The 23,171-nt window shown below is 33.5% G+C and carries 23 protein-coding genes; 18 read left to right on the top strand and 5 right to left on the bottom strand.

The window, feature by feature from the left end:
* Positions 1–273: 273 nt before the first annotated feature.
* The 9 genes from Q0X02_RS02875 to lepB all read left to right on the top strand — a co-directional run bounded on the left by Q0X02_RS02875 (position 274) and on the right by lepB (position 10,445).
* On the top strand, positions 274–1,191 hold the full coding sequence (locus Q0X02_RS02875; RefSeq protein WP_297811275.1) for an AEC family transporter: 918 nt from the start codon (positions 274–276) through the stop codon (positions 1,189–1,191).
* 110 nt (positions 1,192–1,301) lie between these two features.
* On the top strand, positions 1,302–2,474 hold the full coding sequence (locus Q0X02_RS02870) for an NADP-dependent malic enzyme (RefSeq protein ID WP_297811273.1): 1,173 nt from the start codon (positions 1,302–1,304) through the stop codon (positions 2,472–2,474).
* A 9-nt stretch (positions 2,475–2,483) separates the two neighbouring features.
* Positions 2,484–3,695 carry a peptidase T gene (gene pepT, locus Q0X02_RS02865; RefSeq protein ID WP_297811271.1) on the top strand — a complete coding sequence of 404 codons (1,212 nt, stop codon included), beginning with the start codon at positions 2,484–2,486 and terminating at the stop codon, positions 3,693–3,695.
* A 184-nt stretch (positions 3,696–3,879) separates the two neighbouring features.
* On the top strand, positions 3,880–4,962 hold the full coding sequence (gene wecB / locus Q0X02_RS02860) for a non-hydrolyzing UDP-N-acetylglucosamine 2-epimerase (protein WP_297811268.1): 1,083 nt from the start codon (positions 3,880–3,882) through the stop codon (positions 4,960–4,962).
* Between the two features lie 11 nt (positions 4,963–4,973).
* Positions 4,974–6,194 carry a glycosyltransferase family 4 protein gene (locus Q0X02_RS02855; RefSeq protein WP_297811266.1) on the top strand — a complete coding sequence of 407 codons (1,221 nt, stop codon included), beginning with the start codon at positions 4,974–4,976 and terminating at the stop codon, positions 6,192–6,194.
* A gap of 121 nt (positions 6,195–6,315) precedes the next feature.
* Complete coding sequence (locus tag Q0X02_RS02850; RefSeq protein WP_297811263.1) at positions 6,316–7,089, top strand: FAD binding domain-containing protein; 774 nt, start codon at positions 6,316–6,318, stop codon at positions 7,087–7,089.
* Entirely contained in the window at positions 7,086–7,547 is a 462-nt protein-coding gene (locus Q0X02_RS02845) for a (2Fe-2S)-binding protein (RefSeq protein ID WP_297811260.1), read from the top strand. The genes Q0X02_RS02850 and Q0X02_RS02845 overlap by 4 nt, the downstream gene beginning before the upstream one ends.
* Complete coding sequence (locus Q0X02_RS02840) at positions 7,534–9,807, top strand: xanthine dehydrogenase family protein molybdopterin-binding subunit (RefSeq protein ID WP_297811257.1); 2,274 nt, start codon at positions 7,534–7,536, stop codon at positions 9,805–9,807. The genes Q0X02_RS02845 and Q0X02_RS02840 overlap by 14 nt, the downstream gene beginning before the upstream one ends.
* Before the next feature lie 110 nt (positions 9,808–9,917).
* A complete protein-coding gene (gene lepB / locus Q0X02_RS02835; protein WP_297811254.1) occupies positions 9,918–10,445 on the top strand; it encodes a signal peptidase I in 528 nt (175 codons plus the stop codon).
* Between the two features lie 244 nt (positions 10,446–10,689).
* On the opposite strand, the gene Q0X02_RS02830 is transcribed toward lepB, so the two are convergent.
* Positions 10,690–12,642 carry a fructose-1,6-bisphosphatase gene (locus Q0X02_RS02830; RefSeq protein WP_297811251.1) on the bottom strand — a complete coding sequence of 651 codons (1,953 nt, stop codon included), beginning with the start codon at positions 12,640–12,642 and terminating at the stop codon, positions 10,690–10,692.
* 184 nt (positions 12,643–12,826) lie between these two features.
* Between Q0X02_RS02830 and nox the strand changes: the two genes are divergently transcribed.
* The gene (nox, locus tag Q0X02_RS02825) at positions 12,827–14,164 is read left to right on the top strand and encodes a H2O-forming NADH oxidase (protein WP_297811248.1); all 1,338 of its coding nucleotides are present in this window, start codon (positions 12,827–12,829) and stop codon (positions 14,162–14,164) included.
* A 37-nt stretch (positions 14,165–14,201) separates the two neighbouring features.
* Here nox and Q0X02_RS02820 read toward each other — a convergent pair whose 3' ends face one another.
* The gene (locus Q0X02_RS02820; RefSeq protein WP_297811245.1) at positions 14,202–14,978 is read right to left on the bottom strand and encodes a ZIP family metal transporter; all 777 of its coding nucleotides are present in this window, start codon (positions 14,976–14,978) and stop codon (positions 14,202–14,204) included.
* A 200-nt stretch (positions 14,979–15,178) separates the two neighbouring features.
* Between Q0X02_RS02820 and dnaX the strand changes: the two genes are divergently transcribed.
* The 5 genes from dnaX to Q0X02_RS02795 all read left to right on the top strand — a co-directional run bounded on the left by dnaX (position 15,179) and on the right by Q0X02_RS02795 (position 18,822).
* On the top strand, positions 15,179–16,798 hold the full coding sequence (dnaX, locus tag Q0X02_RS02815) for a DNA polymerase III subunit gamma/tau (protein ID WP_297811242.1): 1,620 nt from the start codon (positions 15,179–15,181) through the stop codon (positions 16,796–16,798).
* 8 nt (positions 16,799–16,806) lie between these two features.
* Positions 16,807–17,148: a YbaB/EbfC family nucleoid-associated protein gene (locus Q0X02_RS02810; RefSeq protein WP_297811239.1), complete on the top strand. Its 342-nt coding sequence runs from the start codon at positions 16,807–16,809 to the stop codon at positions 17,146–17,148.
* A 17-nt stretch (positions 17,149–17,165) separates the two neighbouring features.
* Entirely contained in the window at positions 17,166–17,774 is a 609-nt protein-coding gene (gene recR / locus Q0X02_RS02805; protein ID WP_297811236.1) for a recombination mediator RecR, read from the top strand.
* Positions 17,775–17,837: 63 nt separating this feature from the next.
* Complete coding sequence (locus tag Q0X02_RS02800) at positions 17,838–18,527, top strand: AzlC family ABC transporter permease (protein ID WP_297811233.1); 690 nt, start codon at positions 17,838–17,840, stop codon at positions 18,525–18,527.
* Positions 18,520–18,822: an AzlD domain-containing protein gene (locus Q0X02_RS02795; protein ID WP_297811230.1), complete on the top strand. Its 303-nt coding sequence runs from the start codon at positions 18,520–18,522 to the stop codon at positions 18,820–18,822. The genes Q0X02_RS02800 and Q0X02_RS02795 overlap by 8 nt, the downstream gene beginning before the upstream one ends.
* Positions 18,823–18,862: 40 nt before the next feature.
* Here Q0X02_RS02795 and Q0X02_RS02790 read toward each other — a convergent pair whose 3' ends face one another.
* Both Q0X02_RS02790 and Q0X02_RS02785 read right to left on the bottom strand, forming a co-directional pair.
* Positions 18,863–18,997, bottom strand: coding sequence for a hypothetical protein (locus tag Q0X02_RS02790; RefSeq protein WP_297811227.1), 135 nt, complete (start codon positions 18,995–18,997; stop codon positions 18,863–18,865).
* Between the two features lie 96 nt (positions 18,998–19,093).
* Complete coding sequence (locus Q0X02_RS02785) at positions 19,094–19,414, bottom strand: hypothetical protein (protein WP_297811224.1); 321 nt, start codon at positions 19,412–19,414, stop codon at positions 19,094–19,096.
* 82 nt (positions 19,415–19,496) lie between these two features.
* Between Q0X02_RS02785 and Q0X02_RS02780 the strand changes: the two genes are divergently transcribed.
* The gene (locus Q0X02_RS02780) at positions 19,497–19,733 is read left to right on the top strand and encodes a glutathione S-transferase N-terminal domain-containing protein (protein WP_297811221.1); all 237 of its coding nucleotides are present in this window, start codon (positions 19,497–19,499) and stop codon (positions 19,731–19,733) included.
* A gap of 107 nt (positions 19,734–19,840) precedes the next feature.
* Here Q0X02_RS02780 and Q0X02_RS02775 read toward each other — a convergent pair whose 3' ends face one another.
* Complete coding sequence (locus tag Q0X02_RS02775; protein ID WP_297811218.1) at positions 19,841–20,017, bottom strand: hypothetical protein; 177 nt, start codon at positions 20,015–20,017, stop codon at positions 19,841–19,843.
* Positions 20,018–20,505: 488 nt separating this feature from the next.
* Here Q0X02_RS02775 and Q0X02_RS02770 point away from each other — a divergent pair, with 488 nt between their 5' ends.
* Positions 20,506–21,729 carry an NAD(P)/FAD-dependent oxidoreductase gene (locus Q0X02_RS02770; protein ID WP_297811215.1) on the top strand — a complete coding sequence of 408 codons (1,224 nt, stop codon included), beginning with the start codon at positions 20,506–20,508 and terminating at the stop codon, positions 21,727–21,729.
* Positions 21,730–23,022 carry an NAD(P)H-dependent oxidoreductase gene (locus Q0X02_RS02765; protein WP_297811212.1) on the top strand — a complete coding sequence of 431 codons (1,293 nt, stop codon included), beginning with the start codon at positions 21,730–21,732 and terminating at the stop codon, positions 23,020–23,022. It abuts the gene before it with no gap.
* The last annotated feature ends 149 nt before the right edge of the window (positions 23,023–23,171 follow it).

Raw genomic sequence — 23,171 nt, 5'->3', positions numbered from 1 at the left:
AGGTGGAAGAACAGTAGGAGCAGGCGTTGTTTCTAAAATTATTGAATAATTAATATACTAAGACTAATTAGCTCTCACTTAGGTGGGAGCTTTTTTTGTGCTTTTTTATTATACCTAAAATTTGTAATCAATTCGTATTTCAAATCTTTTCAGATATAATTAAAATACAAAATTCATACAAATAAAAAAATTTGATTTTTTTGAAAATTAATAGTATTGTTGTAAAGGTAAGTGGTTACACTTGACAATGTTTTTATGAGATAAGGTGGTTTTTTGATAAATTATACGCAGTTGTATCTAACTATAGTGAATTTGTTTTGTTTGATTTTTATTGGTTTCTTGTTGAGGAAATTTAAAATTGTAGACGAGAATACAATGACAGGATTGAACAAACTTATTTTCAATTTGCTTTTTCCGTTGAAAATTATGATGAGTTTTTATGGTGTTGAGTTTGGGCAGGATTTGAGTGTAAAATACTTGGTATATTTGAATGTGACGTTTTTGTTTCATATTTTTCTTACATATTCACTTGCAAAAATAACAAACAATAAAGAATCTTACGTTGTTCTCGAGGCAAATGCTATGAGCAGAGGTAATTTCATTATAATGTCATTTCCAATATTGAGCGCTTTATTTGGAAACGAGGGAATTGTAATGGCAGGAGCTATAACGGGGATAAGTCAATTTTTCTATAATATTTACACTGTAACTATGTATGAGAGTCTAGTCAAAGAAAATAATTCAACTAGAAAATTAGCTTTAAATGTTTTGAAAACACCTTTGATGATTGGGCTTTTTATGGGAATTTTTTTGTATGTAACCAAGGTTAATTTGTTTTTCTTAGAAACACCGCTAAAAAGTTTGGGAGATATTGCTGCTACTTTGGCGTTGTTGACTATGGGATATGGTTTGAATTTTAAAATTGATTTCAAAGAAATCAAATCAATAGCCAAGGTTTCGATTGTGAAGCTTTTGGTTCTTCCTTTGACAGGATTATTTATCGGAAAATTTTTCAATTTATCTGAAATTCAAAAAGTAGTCGCGTTGATTTTATTTGCCGCTCCTACTGCTGTGAATACCTACGTCTTTGCTAAAAAATATCACCAAGATGATTCGTTGGCTGGTTACTACGTTGTTAGCACGACGTTGTTGTATCTTTTGACTATTTTGATGTTGATTAAGCTAGTGTGATTATTGTATGTTAATTTTCATTGGAATTGTTTTCTATTAGTGTTAAAATGAAATTGTAATAATTAATCTACAAAAATTTATTGGAATTAAATAATCAATGAGGGGTAAAAATGAATATTGAAGAAATTAAACAAAAAGCACTAGAACTTCACGAAAAAAATCAAGGAAAATTGGAAGTGGTTTCTAAAGTTAAGGTGAATGATGCTATGGATTTGGCATTGGCTTATACTCCTGGCGTTGCAGAGCCTTGCAAAAAAATCCACGAAGACAATTCCTTGGCATATAAATACACAAATAAAGGCAATATGGTTGCTGTTGTTACTGATGGTTCTGCTGTTTTGGGTTTGGGAAATATTGGCGCAATTGCTGGTATGCCAGTTATGGAAGGTAAGTCTGTTTTGTTCAAAGAATTTGGGAATGTCGATGCTTTTCCGATTTGTTTGAGCACTCAAGATACTGAAGAAATTATCAGTACGATAAAGGCTATTTCTCCTTCGTTTGGAGGAATTAATCTTGAAGATATTGCAGCTCCAAGGTGTTTTGAAATTGAAAAAAGATTGATTGACGAATTAAATATTCCAGTATTTCACGATGACCAACACGGAACAGCAGTTATTGTGTTGTCAGCGGTTATAAACGCATTGAAGGTTGTCGGTAAGGATATTTCTGATGTTAAAATCGTAATCAGTGGCGCAGGCGCAGCTGGTATTGCTATTTCTAATTTGTTGACATTGGCAGGCGCTAGGAATAATTTGATTTTGAATAGTCGAGGAATTATCGACCCAGATGATGAAAAGCTTGACGAGGCTAGAAGAAAAATTGCAAAATCTACAAATCCAAACAAGGTAAAAGGCGATTTGAAAACTGCTATGAAAGATGCGGATATTTTTATTGGAGTTTCAGCTGCGGGTATTGTCTCAAAAGAAATGGTATCTTCGATGAATCACGATTCAATTGTTCTGGCTATGGCAAATCCAGTTCCAGAAATTTACCCTGATGAAGCAAAAGAAGCTGGTGCGAGAGTTGTCGGAACGGGAAGGAGTGATTATCCTAACCAAGTTAACAATGTTTTGGTATTTCCAGGAATATTCAGAGGAGCATTGGATGCAAGAGCTGACAAAATCACTGAAGATATGAAATTATCGGCGGCTTTTGCAATTGCAAATATGGTTGAAAATCCAACAGAAGAAAAAATTTTACCAGAAGCATTCAACAAGAATGTTGCAAGAAACGTAGCAGAAGCGGTTGAGAAATCTTGGAAAGAAAATAAAGTTATTAAATAGGAGAAAAATATGATTGATATAGTTGATAGATTTATTGAATACGCAAAAATTTACACGACAAGTGATGAATCAAGTGATACTTGTCCTTCGACAGCTAGACAAAAAGATTTGGGAAATCTTTTGGTTAAGCAATTGCAAGAGATGGGAGTTGAAAATGCGCATATTGATGAAAATGGATATGTTTACGCTTCGTTGGAATCTAACTTGGATAGACCTTCTAAGTCGATAGGATTCATTTCCCATATGGACACAGCTCCTGATATGTCGGGTGAAAATGTTAAGCCACAAATTTTGGAGTACAAAGGTGGAGATATAAAATTATCAGATACAGTCACTACAACTGTTGAAGATTTTCCTTTCTTAAAAGAATTAGAAGGTCAAACTCTAATTCACACTGATGGAACGACTTTATTAGGTGCTGACGACAAATCAGGTATAGCAATTATAATGGATGTTGTGAACAAATTATGCACTAACAAAGAAATAAAACATCCATCAATAAAAATCGCATTCACTCCTGACGAAGAAATAGGTAGAGGAGCTGACTTGTTTGACGTTAAAAAATTTGGCGCTGATTTTGCATACACAGTTGACGGCGGACCAATTGGAGAGTTGGAGTATGAGAATTTCAACGCAGCAGGTGCAACTATAATAGTTCACGGCAAGAATGTCCATCCAGGTAGCGCAAAAAACACAATGATAAATTCCCAACTAATTGCTATGGAATTATTCAACGAACTTCCAGTCGCTCAAAGACCTGAACACACTGAAAATTATGAAGGATTTTACTTGTTGACTTCATTCGAGGGAACTGTAGAAAATACAGTTATGAAATTGATAATAAGAGACCACGACAAGAAAAAATTTGAGGATAAGAAATCTTACTTGCAAAAACTTGTTGAATTTTTGAATGTTAAATACAATGGAGCTATCGAGTTGAAAATGAAAGATAGTTACTACAATATGAAAGAAAAAATAGAGCCTGTGATGGAGGTCGTGGATTTGGTTTATGATTCAATGAGGGATTTGGGAATTGAACCATTGATTCAACCGATAAGAGGAGGTACTGATGGTGCACAATTATCATACAAAGGACTTCCTTGTCCAAATATCTTCACTGGAGGATACGCATTCCACGGAAAACACGAGCTATTGTCCATTGAACAAATGAAAAAAGCTTCACAATTGGTTTTAAAGATTATTGAAAATTATTCCAAATAATTTAAAATATCAAAAAATTTACCCTGTTTGGTTTTCGAATCAAATGGGGTTTTTGATTAAAAAAAATTGAAATTTAGCGTGAATTGAAATTGATAATTTATATGTGATATAATCAATAAGTTAGATACAGAATAAAATTTAAAATAAAATTTTATACGATAAAAATAGAAATAGGAGTACTAATTTGAAAATTGTAACAGTAGTTGGAGCAAGGCCACAATTTATAAAAGCGGCGATGGTTTCAAAAGAATTAAGAAAAAATTTCGAAGAAGTAATGATACACACTGGTCAACATTTTGACTACAATATGTCTGAGGTTTTTTTCGAGGAGATGAATATTCCTTATCCTGATTATAATCTTGGAATTTCTGGTGGAAGTCATGCGGAAATGACTGGTAAGATGTTAATCGAGATTGAAAAAATTTTGGTAAAAGAAAATCCTGATATGGTTTTGTTGTATGGAGATACAAATTCTACATTAGCAGGCTCTCTTGCAGCGGTGAAGCTTCATATTCCGATTTGCCATGTTGAAGCTGGAAATAGATTGGGTACACTGGACAATCCCGAAGAAGTGAACAGGATTATGACTGACCATTGTTCTAAGGTTTTGTGTTGTTGCACAAAATCAGCACTAGAATTTTTAAAAGAAGAGGGATTGCAAGACAGGGCAACACTTGTAGGAGACCCAATGTACGATGCTTTCTTGCAGTATTCAAAGCAAGTTGGAGATACAATTCCAGAAAAAGTGTATGATATCTATGATAATGAAGTTAAAATTCCGAGTGAATTTTACTATTTGACTTGTCATAGAGCGGAAAATACTCAAAGTATTGAACCTTTATCAGAAATATTGTCGGCGATGGAAGAATTGGATGAAAAGTGCATATATCCAGTTCACCCAAGAAATCAAAAAATGGTAAGAGAACTTTCCGAAAAACACAATTACCAGAATATAATTTTCTTGAAGCCTGTGGGATATATGATGAGCGTGTACTTGGTAAATCACTCGAAGAAAATCGTGACAGATTCAGGTGGACTTCAAAGAGAAGCTTATTTTGCTAGAAAACAATGCGTGACGATTTTTAATCACGTTGTGTGGCCGGAAACGATGACAAAAAAGAGAAATCAATTGTCTAAGCCTTTGAAGAACGAAATTCTTAAATTATTAAATGAAAAAGTTGATTTTGAAGACTATGACTATCCATTTGGAGATGGACATTCTAGTGCGAAGATAATTGAGTGTATCAACAAGTTTTTTGAAAAATAAGAGGAAAATCAATGAATATTTTGTATATTAATCATTATGCGGGCTCTCCTGATATGGGAATGGAATTTCGAACTTATTATTTGGCTCGTGAATGGGTCAAAAGTGGCCACAATGTGACTATAATCGCAGGAGATTATTCTCATTTGAGAAGAAAAAATCCCGATGTAACTAAAAATTTTCAGACCAACGAGATTGATGGAATCAAATATATGTGGATTAAAACCGGAGAATACGAAGGCAATGGCGTAAAAAGAGCTTTGAGTATGTTCAGATTTGTGTGTACTTTAAGGAAAAATGCAAAGCAAATTGTTGAAAAAGTAAATCCAGATGTCATAATCACTTCATCAACTTATCCTTTGGATACATTTGCCGGACAAAAAATGAAAAAATTCAAAAAAGATGCTAAACTTGTCCATGAAATTCACGATATGTGGCCAATAACTTTGATAGAAGTGGGAAATATGCCAAAATATCATCCATTTGTAGTGATGATGCAAATCGGAGAAAACTCGTTTTGCAAACACTCTGATTATGTTTGTTCGCTTCTTCCTGCAGCCAAAGATTATCTAATACAACACGGAATGAAAGCTGACAAGTTCTTCCACGTTCCAAATGGCATAGTAGAATCTGAATGGAAAAATTATGACAAAATTCCAGAAGACTATGTGAAAATTTTCGACAAAATCCACTCCGAAGGCAAGAAAATTATTTGCTTTTTTGGAAGTCACACGAAATCATACTGCTTGGACAATTTAGCACAGGCTGCAATCGACAACAAAGATGTCGCAGCTGTTTTTATAGGTGGAGGAATTTACAAGGATGAACTTGTAAAAAAATACTCAAAATACACTGACTCCATCTATTTCTTGGATTCTATTGCTAAGACTTCGATTCCTGATTTATTCAACTACATCGATGCGACTTATGTCGCAGCTATGGACAATGATATGTTCAGATATGGAGTGTGTATGAACAAATTATTTGATTCGATGATGGGAGCAAAGCCTATAATATACGCAATAAGTGCACCTAACAATTATATATTGGATTATAAATGTGGGATAAACGTTGAATCAGAAAATTTACAAGAATTGAAAAAAGGTATTGAAAAATTTGTCGATATGGATGAAGAAAGTTTGACTCAAATGGGTAAAAACGCCAGGGCAGCTATTGAGGAGAATTTTACTTACAAAAAATTAGCAGAAAAATTTTTGAATGGTTTACAAAAATAATTTATAGCCGATGTCGAAATAAAAAAATCAAATCCTTAATATGGATTGAGATGATTTTCTTATAAGATAATCGGCTTTTTTTTGTGATATAATAAAGACTGAATAAATTTACGGAGGGGTTATGTTTACATTAAGAGATTATGCGAGTCCCGAAACACTGGATGATGCGTATGAATTGTTGATGAAGTCAAAATTAAACAGGATTCTAGGCGGCTGTCATTTTTTGAAGGCAGGTTGTAGGAGTTTTAATGTTGGAATTGATTTGTCAAAATTAGATTTAAATTACATAAAAATAGATGACGAGTATATAAAAATAGGAGCTACTACAACTTACAGAGATTTGGAATGTGATGAATATCTCAAAAGTTTTTGCAACGGAATTATACCTAAATCTTTGAAAAAAATCGTGTCAACTCAACTCAGAAATACAGCCCAAGTAGGTGCGAGTGTTTTTTCGAGATATGCTTTCTCAGATTTTATTCCTGTACTTGTACTTCTCAATGCCAAGGTCAATTTGTACAAAAATGGAATTATGGAAATGGAAGAATTTTTGAACAGCGATATCAAAAAAGACATTCTAACAGAGGTTATTATTCCAAATGAAAACATCAATTGTGTACAAATAGTTCAGAGAATTTGCTGTAAGGATTTTCCAATAGCAATCGTTAGTGTAGCGAAAATCGATGGAAAATTTAAAATTGTTTTCGCAGCTAGGCCACAAAAAGCTATGACTATGGATGATGTATCAGAGGAGATTAACACAAATGGATTTGATCGAGCTAAGATTTTATCAATCATAGATGACAATATTGGTTCAAATAATAAGGCTAAGAAAAAATACAGAAAGTTATTGTTCGTTGGACTTTTACAAAAGGCGTTGGAGGAATTAAAATGATAATTGAATTAAATGTAAACAACAAAAAACACGCTTTGAGTATTGAATGCGACACAACTTTGTATAGTGTGCTTAGAGATTTGGGATACAAATCAGTTAAGTGTGGTTGTTCAACTTCAAATTGTGGATTGTGTACTGTGTGGATTGACGAAGTTCCAGTTCTATCCTGCTCTGTATTGGCGATTAGATGTGGCGGCAAAAAAATCACGACGTTGGAGGGAATCAGTCAAGCCCAGAGGAAATTCGGCGAGCTTTTGTCAGAAGAAGGTGGGGAGCAATGCGGTTTTTGTTCACCGGGATTTATTATGAATGTCATCAGTTTGAAGAAAACTATTAAAAATCCTACAGAAGATGAAATTAACGACTACTTGATGGGTAACTTGTGCAGATGTACAGGCTATGCTTCACAGATGAGGGCTATAAAAAAATATTTGGAGATTGAAGATGAAGATAAATAGAGATTTCAAGAAAATTGATTCTAATTCACTTGTAACGGGAAAACCGGTTTACACAGAAGATTTAAAAGCTCAAAATGCCCTCGTGATTAAACTAATGAGAAGTCCATACGCAAGATGCGAAATTTTGGATATAGACAAATCAAGGGCAGAAAAAATGGACGGGATTATAGCCATCTACACTTACGAAGATGTTTTCGACAATAAATTTACACTAGCTGGGCAATCTTATCCGGAGCCGAGTCCCTATGATATGTCGATTTTATCGAAACAAATCAGATATTTGAGAGAGCCGGTCGCAATTGTCGTAGGAGTTGATGAAAAATCATGTAACAATGCAATCAAGAGAATAAAAATAAAATACGACATCAAAGAGCCACTGTTGGATTACACAAAGGCAATCGACAACGATATTGTCGTTCATGAAGAAAAAGTGTTCTTCAACGGTCCTGCCAAAGTTTTCGGATATGACACAAAGAGAAATATAGTTGGGGAAAAAAGAGAGTCGTGGGGAGAAGATATCGACAAAGTTATGAGTGAATGCGATATTGTAATGGAAGACACTTTTACAACTAAAGCACAAGCTCATTGTATGATGGAAACTTACAGGTCATACTGCTATATGGACCAATTTGACAGGTTGTGTTGCATAACATCTACCCAAGTTCCATTTCACATAAAAAGACAATTATCCGTTGCGTTGGGAATAAGCGATTCAAGAATCAGAATTATAAAGCCTAGAGTAGGCGGTGGTTTTGGTGGTAAACAAACAAGTGTAACAGAAATTTATCCGGGATTTGTAACATTGATGACGGGCAAACCGTCTATATTGGTTTTTGACAGAGAGGAGACTTTCGAAGCGTCCAACTCACGTCATCAAATGCAGGTAAAAGTAAAAATCGGCGCTATGAACGATGGAACAATTGAAGCTTGTGATATCTACGCATTATCAGACCAAGGAGCGTATGGATATCATGCTTTTACAACTTTGAACTTGGTTGGCAATAAAACACTTCCTCTTTACAGCAGAATGAAAGCTGCGAGATTTTTCGGGCAAGTTGTCTACACAAACAAGCTTCCAGGAGGAGCTTTTCGTGGATATGGAGCTGTTCAGGGAACATTCGCACTGGAATCAATGATTAATAAATTGGCAGCTAAATTGAATATGGACCCAGTTGAACTCAGGTTAAAAAACACCGTAGTAGAAGGAGAGAAGACCCTTGCCTACGGAATAGATGTCAAAAGTTGCAGATTAAATGACTGCATCAAAAAAGCAAAAGAAATGATTGAATGGGACAAATACTATCCGTTCAGAGAAGAAAAGAATAAAATAATTTCAGTCGGAATGGCAATCGCTCAACAGGGAAGTGGGATACAAAATGTCGACACATCGACAGTTGAAGTACGACTCAACGAACAGGGAGACTACACTTTGCTCATGAGTCCAACTGATGTTGGTCAGGGAACAGATTCAATAATGGTAAATCTCGCCAGTGAAGTTCTACAATGCAAAATGGAAAACATCATTCCTATTATTGCCGACACTGATATCACACCATTTGACCCGGGAAGTTACGCATCAAGTGGAGTTTACATCACAGGAAGTGCGGTAGTTCGTGCCTGCGAAAATCTAGTAAATAAAATAAAAAAGAAAGTTGCGATGAAATTTGAGACCTCAATTGAATGGTTGGAGATTAGAAATCAAGAGGTATACTTAAATGACAAAAGATTGATAGCAATAAAAGATTTGGCGAGGGATTTATCATCTGGGCCAAACGGAATGCAGTTGATTGGGATTGGGAATTTTGATTCTAAAACATCTCCTCCACCTTATATGGCTGGATTTGTAAAAATAAGCATAGATAAATTGACAGGAGAAGTGAAAGTAGAAGATTACGCTGCAGTTGTGGATTGTGGAACGGTAATGAACACAAAACTCGCGACAGTCCAAGTTGAAGGTGGAATCGTACAATCAATTGGATACAGCTTATACGAAGATTCGCTGTGGGATGATGAAGGCAGATTAAAAGAACACTCTTTTATTTCTTACAATCTTCCATCGAGAAAAGACATCGGAACAATTAAAGTTGATTTTTGTGAAAGTTATGAGCCAACAGGACCTTTTGGAGCAAAATCTATCGGAGAAATAGTTTCAAACACACCAGCTCCGGCGATAAATGGAGCATTGATTAACGCGTTGGGCTGTTCATTTAATAAATTGCCGATAAAAGCAGAAGATGTTTTACTAAAAATGTACGAATAAAAATGAACCTACATTTTTAATATTAAATAATATCAACAAACTCTAAACTTTACACATTTGTTGATTAGTATTATAATCAAGATATAATTTTTAGAAAGGTAAAATGGAATATGACAGAAAAAGCAAAATCTTTTTTTGACTGGATATTTGTAATAGTAATTGCAATTGTGCTAGCTCTTATTTTGAGAAATTTTGTTTTGAGCACAACTCATGTCGATGGCAACAGTATGAACCCTACAATTGAAAGTGGTGACAGGATTTTTGTGAATCGAATAGGATTTTTCAAAAACAGATTAAAAAGAGGTAACATTGTTGAATTGCATGCACCAGACAAATCAGGAAAAGATTACATCAAGAGAATCGTGGCATTGCCAGGAGACACTGTTGAATTAAAGGACAACAAAGTTTATGTCAATAATGAAAAATTAGAAGAAAATTACACAAGTAGCCCTACGACTTTGGTTTCTGGAACAGAAACAAAATGGGTGTTAGGTGATGATGAATATTTTGTATTGGGAGATAACAGACTTCCTCGTGAGTCAAACGACAGCAGAATATTTGGACCAATTCACAAAAAAGCAATCGTAGGACGTGCATTTTTTAGATATTTTCCATTTCATAAATTAGGCGTATTATAAAAGCCAAACTTGTTTTGAACTTAACCCCAAAATCCAAAATACGGATGGAGGGGTTTTTTATTGCATAGATTTATGCCTCAAATGTGAATTAAAAATACTATACTAGAAGAACTCAATATAAAAACTAAAATTGCTAGGATGAAAAAATAAACGGAATGCGACCTGTATGTGAGGATTACATTCCGTTTAAAATAATATTAATTTGTCTCGTGATTACGGGCTAAACTCATTTTGGTTTCTTGAATTAGTTTGAATTTTGCTGTATCGTTCCACTTCTGTACGCATCAATCAAATCTTCCAAATCAGTAATTAATTCAAGTATTGCTTTTCCTTCATCGGTATCTTTAATCAACATTCTTTTAGGAAATTCTTCGGTGATTTTTACCTCTGGAGTATATGCACCGTGTACCGATTCCATTACCTTGAAATTTTTGTGCTTTGCAAGTGCCAAGTGGTGCGAGTTGAAAGTCAACGTGTATCCCGCTATCCCCGTCTTTTTTTGATAAGCTTCGGAAATTCCGCCGTCAATTACATAAGTCTTTCCATTTGCGGCGATAGGATTTTCTCCGTTGATGCTTTTTACCGGAACATGGCCGTTGATTATGTGAGATGTGTCAGGATTTAAATTAAATTCCTCGAAAATTCTATCGGCGTATTTTTCGATTTTACTTAAACTGAAATATGGATTTCTGACTTCCTTGCGAACATCCTTGTCAGTTATGAAGAAATTTTCAAATGTCGATATTTTGCTCTTTCCAAACATTGGAGATTTTGGACCACACCACATATACCAAAAAAAGTCGAGAGCAGTTTTTCTGTCTGGGTCGTTATCATCCATATTTTTTGCGGAATTGATGATTCCCTCAAAAAAATCCAATAGCGATTTACCGCTGTAACTATTAGATTGGTAAGTAAATTCTTCGAAACTTCCGTCTTCTTTCATTGGAATACAACCGTGAAATAAGAGATTGCTGTTGGCTATTTTGTATACAGAGCCATAAGCAAACAAGAAATCCATATGTTCTTTTAAACGTGAACTCGTTGTGAATGATTTCGAGATACAATTTACAACTTCTTTTTCTCTTTCGGTAAGTTCCAAAGGATTGTCGGGGTCAATAGTTGGAAATTTTATATCCAAAAGCGCATGAGACTTTCCATTGAAATCCTTGTAGATACCATTCCTAAAATCAACTCTTTCGAGACAAACTCTGTCAAGTTGGTCAAATTCGGGATTTCTCTTGAACAATTGATTTTCCAATTTAAATTGAATTATGGAAATAGCTTTGTGCATTCTAGCTGCGTGTAGCAAATCAGATTCTTTGTGTTTATCGTCATCCAAAATTCTAACTTTAAATCTCTCGCAAGGGTCATCGAAGTACACGTCATCTGCAAGTGACGACAGCAACCTCAAATTAATCCCATATCCATCTTCTAGTGATTGAAAATTGTTATAGCTAATCGCGTTTCTCACAACGTTGCAGCAATTAACCTCGCTTCCGAGATATGCGCCAATCCAAGTAACATCGTGGTTTCCGTATTGAATATCGACATCCTTTTTTGCAATCAAAGTATCCATAATTATGTCAGGTCTTTTTCCTCTATCAAAAATATCACCGACAATATGCAGCCAACCGATATTCAAGTCCTGAATCAATTCGCATAATGTCACGATAAAATTCTCGCTAACTTCGATTTTTATTATGCTGTCTAATAATTGGTCAAAATATTCTTTTTTATTCAAAGATTCGTATTGAATATTGAGCATTTCATCGATTAAATCTCTGTAAAACAGGGGAGTTTTTTCTCTGACTTTTTGCCTTGAGTATTTGCTTGCAACTCTCTTGGCTATTTTTATCAAATAAAAAATCGTATTTCTAATCCAAGTTTCAGTGTATTCGTGATTTTCCTTTGTTATGTTGATAATTGTGTGTGGATCGTATATTAAATTGGCCAATTGATTTTTTTTGGATTCAGACAAAGTGTTTTTAAATTCAAGGTCAATTTTAATTCTCGTATTACCAGAAGCACTTTTTATAATTCTATTGAAACTATCGTATTGACCGTGCAAATCAGATAAAAAATATTCTGTTCCCTTCGGCAAAACCGAAAGTGAGGTCAAACTTATTATTTTATTTGCAGCTTGTTCAATTGTTGGAAATTCTTTTGAAAGCAATTTCAAATATTTTATATTGTTCACTTTAATACCTCCATAATATTATTATAACTTAACAAATAAAAAAAGAAATAGTTGGGTATTGAAAAACGTTTTTGGATTTGATATAATATATTCAAAAGTATTTGTTAAATATCAAACAAGTGCAAAAATTTTTTTACTTATTAATTCTACTAAAATAGTAGGGAATAATGAAGGGGGTATTTTTATGAGTAAAATAGTTTTAATCGGAGCAAATCATGCAGGTACAGCTTGTGCAAACACAATTTTGGACAATTACAAAGACGAGGAATTAGTGATTTTTGATCAAAATTCTAATATTTCATTTTTAGGTTGTGGAATGGCACTTTGGATTGGTAAGCAAATTAAAGGGGCAGAAAAATTATTTTATTGCAGCAAAGAAGTTTTCGAAAAAAAGGGCGCTACTGTTCATATGGAAACGAAAGTAGAAAAAATTGATTACGACAAGAAAATCGTTTACGCAACAGACAAGGACGGAAACAAAATCGAAGAATCGTACGACAAATTAGTATTAGCAACAGGTTCACAACCAGTTTTGCCAAATATTGAAGGAATGGATTTGGAAAATGTTCAAAAAGTTAAAATTTTCCAGGATGCTCAATCAGTTATCGATAAATTAAATCACGAAGAAATCAAAAAGGTTGTTGTTGTCGGTGCGGGATACATAGGAACAGAACTTGCAGAAGCTTTCAAGAGATTGGGAAAGGAATCTGTGCTCATCGAAAGAGGAGACAGCGTATTAAAAAGCTACTACGACGAAAAATTCTGCAAAAAAATGGAAGAAAATCTTAAAAATCACGGCGTAGAATTAGTTTTCAATGAAAATGTTGTAAAATTAGAAGGAAAAGATGGAAAAGTAAACAAAGTTATCACTGATAAAAACGAATACGATTGTGATATGGTTATAATGTCAATTGGTTTTAAACCAAATAGTGTTCTCGCTCAAGACCATTTGAAAGTCGACGACAAAAAAGCAATCGTAACAGACAAACATCAACAAACTTCGGATGAAAATGTGTATGCAGTTGGAGATTCTACAACTATTTACAATAATTCAACTGGAAAATTTGAATACATCGCATTGGCAACAAATGCAGTTAGAAGTGGTATTGTAGCAGGTCACAATGTATGTGGAACGAAGTTGGAATCAAATGGTGTACAAGGTTCAAATGGAATCAAGATTTACGATTTATGTATGGTATCAACTGGTCTTACAGTTAGAAATGCAAAAGAAAAAGGAATCGAAGTTGAATACACCGATTTTACAGATTTACAAAAACCAGCTTTTATGGAAAATGACAACAAAGAAGTTACAATAAGAATTGTCTACGACAAAAACAGCAGGGAAATTAAAGGCTGTCAAATTATGAGTGAATATGACATTTCAATGATGATTCATATGTTCAGCTTGGCAATCCAAGAACACGTTACAATTGATAAATTGGCGTTGACGGATATTTTCTTCTTACCACATTACAATCAACCATACAACTACGTGACAATGGCAGCTATTCAAGCGTTATAAAATAATTAGCGACTACAAAAAAGTAGTCGCTAATTTTTTAGCCCAAAGCAACATCCAAAATCATCATAATAATAAATCCAATTACGATTCCATACGTTGCTTGCCTTTCGAAGCCGTTGCTGTGAGTTTCTGGTATAATTTCATCGCTAATTACAAATAACATTGCGCCAGCTGCAAATGCGAGGATGAATCCCAAAATTGGAGAAAACCATGTAACAAGTCCGAATCCCAAGAAAGCACCTATCGGCTCCACAAGACCTGTCAACAATGCGATTAAAAATGCTTTTTTTACAGAATAATCTTCTCTTATCAGAGATAGAGCAACCGCCAATCCCTCTGGCATATTTTGAAGTCCAATACCAATTGCAATTGGCAATCCATTTGAAATTGAATTTCCACCGAATCCAACACCTGTTGCCATCCCTTCCGGAAAATTATGGATAGTGATTGCGATTATAAATAGCCAAATCTTTTTCAACGATTCGGATGGATTTCCTTCAACTCTTTTGTCCAATAAATGTTCATGGGGAGAGTACTTGTCAATTAAATCCAAAAAAACTGCCCCAGAAAAAATTCCAAGTGATGAAATCAACACTCCCGTTAATCCGCCGCCGTTCTGTTCAATACTTGGAAGAATTAGAGAAAAACAAGTTGCAGATAACATTACACCGGCAGCAGCTCCCAAGAACACATCTAACTTTGCTTGACTGACATTTCTAGTAAAAAAAACAGGAATTGCTCCGACACCTGTTAAAAGACCTGGCGCAATCAAACCTATAATTATTAATAAAAATGGGTCGATACCTTTAAACATAAAAACCCCCAATAATTTAAAATGAAATTGTTATTTATATTTTACTATTAAATCAAAATTAATCAAATATGTTATAATGATATCAGAATTAATGTAAAATGAATTGTAAAAAAAACAAAAATTTATGATATTATTATCAATGTGAGAAAAATTTTGAATTTGCACAAATAATTTTGAAAAATTGTGGACCGAGGTGTTCAATGCAAGCAATTTATAGAAAATACAGACCTGATACATTCGACAAAGTATATGGTCAAAAACACATAACAGATATTTTAAAAAATCAAATAGAAACCAATAACATTTCGCACGCGTATATTTTTTCAGGCTCACGAGGAACGGGAAAAACGAGTTGTGCGAAAATTTTTGCGAGAGCAATTAACTGTTTGGACTTGGAAAATGGAAATCCATGCAACAAATGTGAAAATTGTTTGAGTTCTCTGGAAGAATCCACATTAGATATTGTGGAAATGGATGCTGCGAGTAATAGAAGAATTGATGATATTAGAGAATTAAGAGACAAGGTTATTTATCCACCGACAAAGCTTAAATACAAAGTTTACATCATAGACGAAGCACATATGATTACCAACGAGGGATTTAACGCTTTGTTGAAAATTATGGAAGAACCACCTAAACATTTGGTTTTTATACTGGCGACAACGGAAATCGACAAGATTCCTCAGACAATACTATCGAGGTGCCAACGTTATGAGTTCAAAATGATAAATGCAGATGATATCTCAGCCAACATTAACTACATCTTAAATGATTTGAATAGAAGAATGGATGAGGATGCAATTGAACTCATTGCAAACAAGGCCGATGGTGCTATGAGGGATGCTCTATCGATTTTAGACCAGGTTTTAAGCATCGATAAAGAAGTTATCACGAAAAAAGACATCAATGATATACTTGGAATTGTCGACAATTCGGGCTTGTTCAAGCTTGTCAACAGCATAATCAAAAAAAACGCCAAAGATGTGTTGAGTAATTTGTACGAAATTTCTAACAATAAGCCCGTTGAAAATGTGATGGAAGAACTACTCAACCATTACAGAAATTTATTGCTGTCAAAAAATGAACTTCAAGATATTAGACAAAACAATCTGCAGTACAACGATGAATACAACAAGCAAGCTGATTTTGTATCCAATAGACAAATAGTTGAGAGTATGTCAATAATAATTGAGCACCAAAAAAAGCTCAAATCTTCAGACAATCAAAAAGCGCTACTCGAAATTTTGTTGATGAGACTTGTGGATTTCATTGATTATGACGATTTAATAGCGAGGGTAAATACATTAGAAGACAAGTTACAATCAATCGAAAAAAATGGAATAGCTGTAAATTGTTCGAAAAAATTAGATGAATTTGAAGAAAAAATCGAGGGAAAAAATTTATCAGAAGAAAACTCTGCAAAAGATATTAATTTTGAAGAAAAAAATTTAGAAAAAATTGAAAAACAAGATGATTTGTCTGATAAAAATGATATAATAATGAATGGTGATAACAACGAAGATAACAATCTACTTCAAAATTTAAAAAAAGTATTGAGTGGGTTCGATAAACTTCCGGACGAAGTTTTGAGTTCGATAAAACCAGAATTACACAACAAAAAAATGGTATTGAAGACCAATAATGTATATTTGTACGCTCTAATGCCTCACAAGAAAATCTTAGAAGAAATTCTCAAAGCTCACTTTGAATTTGATGAATTAGAGATTAAAGAAGACGATGAACAAAAAAATGAGGCGAGAGAAAAAGTTGAAAAATTGCATAATATGTTTGGAAATAATATAGATATTTATAATAAATAGGAGGAATTATGGGAAGTAAATTTAGAGGTGGTTTGCCAGGAATGGGAAACATGGGAAATATGATGAAACAAATGCAAAAAATGCAAAAACAGATGGAAGAAACTCAAAAAAGATTAGAAGAAACAGAAGTTACTGCAACTAGTGGTGGCGGGGCAATCGAGGTTGTTGCTAACGGAAAAAAAGAAATAGTTTCTATAAAAATAGATGAAGATTTGCTAAAAGAAGGCGATGTTGAAATGCTACAAGATATGATTATGGTAGCAGTCAATGATGCCATCAAGAAAGTTTTGGATATGAGTGAGTCTGAACTTGGAAAAATCACTGGAGGAATTAACATTCCAGGATTTTAAAAAAAGGGGGGATAAATTTGTCGCTATACCCTAAAGCAATGGACGAATTGATTAAAAATTTGTCTAATCTGCCAACAATTGGCAGAAAAAGTGCGAGAAGATTAGCTTTTAAAATAATTGATATGGATGCTCAAAAGGTCAAAGAGCTTGTCGACAGCATTGTGAATGTCAAGACGAGTATTAGACCATGCGCTAATTGTGGAAATCTTACTGATAAAAAAGTTTGCGATATTTGTTCGAATCCAAAAAGAGATAACAGTGTGATTACTGTCGTGGAAGATTCTATGAATGTAATTTCTATTGAAAAAACAAGAGAATACAATGGTAAATATCACGTTTTGGGTGGATTATTATCGCCAAGAGACAATATAACTCCCAAGGATTTGAATTTGGAAGATTTGTTTTTGAGATGCAAAAAAGATTATGTCAAGGAGGTTATCTTGGCATTGTCACCGACAACTAATGGCGATTTAACAACTAACTTCATAATTGAAGTTCTTAAAAATAAAGAATACAACGTAAAAATCTCCAGAATTGCAATGGGAGTACCATTGGGAGCTAATTTAGAATATTATGACGAAATGAGCTTGTACAAAGCTATTTTAGATAGGAGAGAAATAAAATAATTGTAGTCTTAAATTTTCAAGACTGCAATTATTCGATATTTTAAATGAAATGGAGGAAATTTTATGGATTCAAACATAAAAGAAGCAATAAAATTTTCGTCTCCAATTATGTTGGGATATATTCCTGTAGCGATGGCTTTTGGATTGTTATGTAAAGGGCAAGACATTAGTATGTTGGACTCGACTTTGTTTTCTTTTATTTTCTATTCAGGAGCAGCGCAATTTATGGCTGTTGAATTGTTGGGAGCAGGAGTCGGGATGTTTTCCATTGTGTTTTCCGTTTTTTTGCTCAATTTGAGGCTGTTCATAATGTCGACGTCGCTGGGAATACATACAGAAAACATAAACCCAAAAGCACTTCCTGCTATTGGATTTATGTTGACTGACGAATCATTTTCGGTTATGAGTTTTAATAGAGATAAACTAGATACAAAATTTGCACTAGCGGTTGAGTTTGGACCTTTCTTAGCTTGGGGACTATTCACTCCAATTGGATATCTTATAGGACAATTAATGCCCAAATCGGTTCAAACATCTTTGGAAGTTGGTCTCACGGCGATGTTTATTGCTCTAGTAGTTCCATCAATTAAAAAAAGTTCAAACGGATTAGTTGTCAGTTTGATTGGAGTGTTGACGTATACGATTATTTTTTACTTGAAAGTCATACCAGACGGTTGGGATATAATACTTTCAATCTTGGTGTCATCGTTTATTGGATTAAAAGTAATTATGAAAAGAGGCCAAAATGTATAATATAATTTTAATTTTATTGTGTAGCTTAGTTACAGCTGTGCCTAAAATAATACCTCTTAAGTACTTAAAAGGAAAACAACTGTCCAGACAGACTGCAGAATTTTTAAATATAATACCTTATACGTCGCTTAGTATAATGGTTATAAGAGGAATTTTGACAGCGTCTAGTGAAATGATAATTCCAACAATAGTGGCATCCATCGTAGCAATCATTATCGCTTATTTGAAAGAAAATGTTGGATTAACAATTATATTAGCGGTTTTAACAGCGTTTGTCTGTTTGAAATTTTTATAAAAAAAACCTTCTGTGTTCAATTATTACACAGAAGGTATTTTCAATTATTTAACTTTTCTAATATTAAAAACGAAAGTTTCGTAAATTGAGATTGCCCGATTGATTTATCTTGTTGACGTAAGCCGATTATTTTAATTTCTTTTGCACTATCTGTTGAAGCATGTGCTCTTTTCATTGGTTTGTTTTGTTTATTAGAACTCCACTTTTCACATCTACGTATCCCAATAATTCCCACAAATAGTGTTAGTTTTTTCCATTGTTTCTCCTTTTGTTATTTGATATTTTTTATTTCAAAAATGTCATACACACATTCTTCGTATGGATGAACCTCCTCAATAATCTGTATACATTCTTGAAGATTTTCATCGGATACGCGAAACTCTAGTTTTATTTCGTCGACTTCGTTTATTTTGTTCTTTACACCAGAAAAATTATTAGCAAAGTCATTTGGCATAAAATGACCTTTAACTTTCGAAGTAGAGTAACAATAATCGTAGTTTCCAATCGTCAAAATTTTTTTGTCATTTAATTTTTTTACTAATAAATTAACATATTCTTCTGGAATGTATACATCTATTTTGTATTTTATCATAAATTCTCCTTTTGCTGTTGTTTATTATTTTCGAGTTAGGGTATACATATTATATCAAAGATATACGCAAAGGAGATTAAAAATGGAATTAAAATTGTACTACAAAGAATCTTGTCCTTTCTGCAAGAAGGTGTTGAGATTTATTGAAAATAAAAAAATTGAAGGTGTTGAATTAGTGGACATCAAAGCTGATGAAGCAAATGAAAAGTTTTTGATAGAAAAAGGTGGAATGGATCAAGTGCCTTGCCTTTTCATTGATGGCAAACCAATGTATGAGTCCATGGATATAATAAAATTCTTGGATGAAAAATTCAAATAAAAATTTAAAAAAATGCTACATATTGATGAATGTAGCATTTTTTGTTTTGATATTTTTGTAAAATTTACGCTGGCTTGTTGAGAATTGCATTACTTTTTTTAGGAATATTAATTGTTTTTATTAAGTACGTTGAAGTAAATAATAGCTAATATTATGTTCAAAAAAATAAGAGAACCTTCGAGTATTCTGTTCAATTTGATTATTTCGTTGAAATTCAAAAACATAATTATTAATGTGACCAAATAAATAAATTCTACTATTCTTTTTGTATTTTTGTTTTTCATTATTACCTTTCTATAGTTATGACATCACGCAGTCATTTGTATTTATTTTTATTTCTAAATTTCAATCCATGGTTTAGGCAACTTGCATTCCAAAATGTAGCCAAAACTCAAAAGATGATATATTACTATAATTTTATTATAAATCTGATTATTCACTTAAGTAGTGAAAATAATAGTGAATGCAATTCGCATTTATATTTACAAAAAAATTGCTTTGAGTTGTCAATAATTATTATCATTAAAATTCGAAAAAATTTGCTTTTTGAATTGTTTAAATATATTTGATTATAATAATTTGAGCAATTTGTGATAGAATAATTATCGTAATAAAAAATAGCAAATCCTTGGGAGAGATTTGCTATTAATTAAATAACATTGGCAAGTTCATATTAGGAGGATGAACAACCATTTATTCGTACCTTTATATTATCACAAATATTGACTTAATAAGTTACAAATTTATTACGATTTAGGAAATTGAGGGAAAAATGAAAGTCGGAATTATAGGAGCGGGAGCTAGCGGAGTTTTTGCAGCATTAATTTTAAAACAAAATTACATAGACACGACTGTTATCGAGAGAAATTCCGAAGCGTTAAAGAAAATTTACGCTACTGGAAATGGCAGGTGCAATTTCACGAATAGAAATTTATCATACAAAAATTATCATGGCGAAAATCCAAAATTCACAATAAGTGCCATCAAAAAATTTGACAATTACGATGTCATTGAATTTTTCAATGATATGGGGGTTTTTGAAGTTGAGCTTGAAAATGGCAAGATTTTTCCGAAAAGTTTGCAGGCCTCATCAATCGTCAAACAAATGATGTGCTTGGCAAATCACTTGCAGATAGATTTTATTTACGATAGTTTCGTCGATGATATTAGGAAAAATGGAGATGTTTTTGAAGTAAAATCCAAAGGGAAAGTTATCGAGTTTGATTATTTGATTGTGGCTTGCGGTTCCAGAGCTTACAAAAAAAGTGGTTCTGATGGCAATGGTTACGAACTTTTGCAGAAATTGGGTCATAGTATTGTAAAAACTCATCCCGGTATTGTACAATTAAGACTGCATGGAAATAGTTTCAAAAAAATGAGCGGTACAAAGTTCAAAGCGACGGCCAAATTAATCGTTGATGGCAAGGAGGTGTCCGAGTTTTATCACGATGTTTTGTTTACAGATTATGGCATAAGCGGACCAACTATTTTGCAATTATCTGGAGAAGCTATTCGTGCTAAAAATAAAGGCTCAGATGTATTGATAAGAATTGACACTGTGGATTTGGATGAAAATAAATTGTACGAACATTTAATCTACATAATATCTTTAAATTATTATAAGAAAATAAATGAGCTGTTGGTTGGTTTGATTAACGATAATTTGATTGATGAAGTGTTGAACCAAGCAAATATTAATAAAGGAATCAATGTATGTGAGTTGAAAAAAGAAGATATCTACAAAATATCACACACGTTGAAAAATTTAGAATTTAGTGTGAGTGGGTACAAGGATGAGGATTCTGGTCAGATTACTTGTGGCGGAGTTTCTACGGATGAAATCAATCCTTCCACTATGGAATCGAAAAAAATAAAAAATTTGTATATTATTGGCGAAATTATGGATGTTGACGGGGACTGCGGCGGATACAATCTTCAATGGGCTTTTTCATCAGCGTATTCTTGTGCAATGTCTATAATAAAAAAGGAGAACTAAATGAACAAAATGCAAAGAAAACTTGTTGACTTAGATAACCACGGTCAAAAAGTTAGAGTAGGTTTAGTTGGTTGTGGAAAAATGGGACAAGGTCTTATAAGTCAGTTGAGTAGAATAAAAGGTATGAGACCATCCGTTATAATAGATAGAAAAGTTGACAAGTGCATCGACGCCCTCAGAAAAGCTGGCGTAAAAGATGTGGATATTATAAAAACTACGGATGTAAAAGTTGCAGAGAATGCTGTAAAAAATAATTCATTTGTTGTCAGCGATGACTACACTCTAAGTTACAAATTGGATATGATTGACGGAGTGATTGACGCAACAGGAAATCCTCCTTTTGGAACGCAACTTGCCGTTGAAAGCATCGAACACGAAAAGCACACGATATTATTAAATGTAGAGTGCGACGCTTTAGTTGGTCCGATTTTAAATGAAATGGCACAAAAAAAAGGCGTCGTGTACACTGGCTCAGCAGGAGATGAACCGGGAGCTATAATTCAATTGTCGGATTTCGCATTGGGTTTGGGATTTAAATTGTTGGCAGTTGGAAAAGGAAAAAACAATCCGTTGAATAATTATGCTAATGAAGATATTTTACGAGAAGAGGCCTTGTCAAAAGGATTAGTTCCAAAAATGTTGACATCATTTGTAGACGGAACAAATACAATGATAGAACTCACAGCGGTTGCCAACGCTTTGGGATTTACACCTGATGTTTTGGGCTGTCATGGTATTACAACAAATATCCACGACATTGCTGACAAATTTAAATTAAAAGAACAAGGTGGTATTTTAAATAATTACAACATCGTTGATTTTGCTTTCGGAGTAGCACCAGGTGTATTTGCAATTGTAACTCACGATACAAACGAAGTTCACGATTTGATGGAATATTTGTCAATGGGTAAGGGACCAAACTACACGCTCTACAGACCATATCATTTGACGAGCTTGGAAACACCACTTACAATTTACGATGCAATCGTAGAAAAAGAACCGACAATTTATCCAAAATACGGTCAAGTTTCTGATACGATTACCGTTGCGAAACGAAATATCAAAAAAGGACAAACAATTGAAGGAATCGGTGGGCGTGATTGCTTCGGTAAAATAACTTCACACAAAAATCAAATGGAAAATAATTTGTTGCCAATGCCAATAATCACCGAAAAAACAACCGCAAAAGTTGACATACCAAAAGACACATTGATAACTTATGATATGGTTAACTTGGATGAAAATCACATAATAACAAAACTTCGTAAAAAACAAGATGAATTGGGATTATAAAATTAAAAATTCAAAATCAGAAAGGCAAATTTATTGCGAAAGCATTATTTGCCTTCTTTTTTTGCTTTTGAACAAATTTTATAAATTTTTGACAATGGTTTTTAAAAGTGTTAATATCAACTTATAACGTAATAGATAAACGTTTTTGG

The sequence above is a fragment of the uncultured Finegoldia sp. genome, assembly GCF_947252345.1.
GTDB lineage: Bacteria > Bacillota > Clostridia > Tissierellales > Peptoniphilaceae > Finegoldia.
The sequence above is the reverse complement of the archived record's forward strand: the minus strand, read 5'-3'. Positions and strand labels throughout refer to the sequence as shown.

What these genes read in the sequence shown, in the direction of transcription:
- Q0X02_RS02850 (WP_297811263.1), top strand. Translation starts at nt 6,316, where the DNA reads ATGTTTACATTAAGAGATTATGCGAGTCCCGAAACACTGGATGATGCG.
- Q0X02_RS02800 (WP_297811233.1), top strand. Translation starts at nt 17,838, where the DNA reads ATGGATTCAAACATAAAAGAAGCAATAAAATTTTCGTCTCCAATTATG.
- Q0X02_RS02840 (WP_297811257.1), top strand. Translation starts at nt 7,534, where the DNA reads ATGAAGATAAATAGAGATTTCAAGAAAATTGATTCTAATTCACTTGTA.
- Q0X02_RS02790 (WP_297811227.1), bottom strand. Translation starts at nt 18,997, where the DNA reads ATGAAAAGAGCACATGCTTCAACAGATAGTGCAAAAGAAATTAAAATA.
- Q0X02_RS02820 (WP_297811245.1), bottom strand. Translation starts at nt 14,978, where the DNA reads ATGTTTAAAGGTATCGACCCATTTTTATTAATAATTATAGGTTTGATT.
- dnaX (WP_297811242.1), top strand. Translation starts at nt 15,179, where the DNA reads ATGCAAGCAATTTATAGAAAATACAGACCTGATACATTCGACAAAGTA.
- Q0X02_RS02845 (WP_297811260.1), top strand. Translation starts at nt 7,086, where the DNA reads ATGATAATTGAATTAAATGTAAACAACAAAAAACACGCTTTGAGTATT.
- Q0X02_RS02775 (WP_297811218.1), bottom strand. Translation starts at nt 20,017, where the DNA reads ATGAAAAACAAAAATACAAAAAGAATAGTAGAATTTATTTATTTGGTC.
- Q0X02_RS02780 (WP_297811221.1), top strand. Translation starts at nt 19,497, where the DNA reads ATGGAATTAAAATTGTACTACAAAGAATCTTGTCCTTTCTGCAAGAAG.
- Q0X02_RS02855 (WP_297811266.1), top strand. Translation starts at nt 4,974, where the DNA reads ATGAATATTTTGTATATTAATCATTATGCGGGCTCTCCTGATATGGGA.
- lepB (WP_297811254.1), top strand. Translation starts at nt 9,918, where the DNA reads ATGACAGAAAAAGCAAAATCTTTTTTTGACTGGATATTTGTAATAGTA.
- Q0X02_RS02795 (WP_297811230.1), top strand. Translation starts at nt 18,520, where the DNA reads ATGTATAATATAATTTTAATTTTATTGTGTAGCTTAGTTACAGCTGTG.
- nox (WP_297811248.1), top strand. Translation starts at nt 12,827, where the DNA reads ATGAGTAAAATAGTTTTAATCGGAGCAAATCATGCAGGTACAGCTTGT.
- Q0X02_RS02770 (WP_297811215.1), top strand. Translation starts at nt 20,506, where the DNA reads ATGAAAGTCGGAATTATAGGAGCGGGAGCTAGCGGAGTTTTTGCAGCA.
- Q0X02_RS02785 (WP_297811224.1), bottom strand. Translation starts at nt 19,414, where the DNA reads ATGATAAAATACAAAATAGATGTATACATTCCAGAAGAATATGTTAAT.
- Q0X02_RS02870 (WP_297811273.1), top strand. Translation starts at nt 1,302, where the DNA reads ATGAATATTGAAGAAATTAAACAAAAAGCACTAGAACTTCACGAAAAA.
- Q0X02_RS02810 (WP_297811239.1), top strand. Translation starts at nt 16,807, where the DNA reads ATGGGAAGTAAATTTAGAGGTGGTTTGCCAGGAATGGGAAACATGGGA.
- pepT (WP_297811271.1), top strand. Translation starts at nt 2,484, where the DNA reads ATGATTGATATAGTTGATAGATTTATTGAATACGCAAAAATTTACACG.
- Q0X02_RS02765 (WP_297811212.1), top strand. Translation starts at nt 21,730, where the DNA reads ATGAACAAAATGCAAAGAAAACTTGTTGACTTAGATAACCACGGTCAA.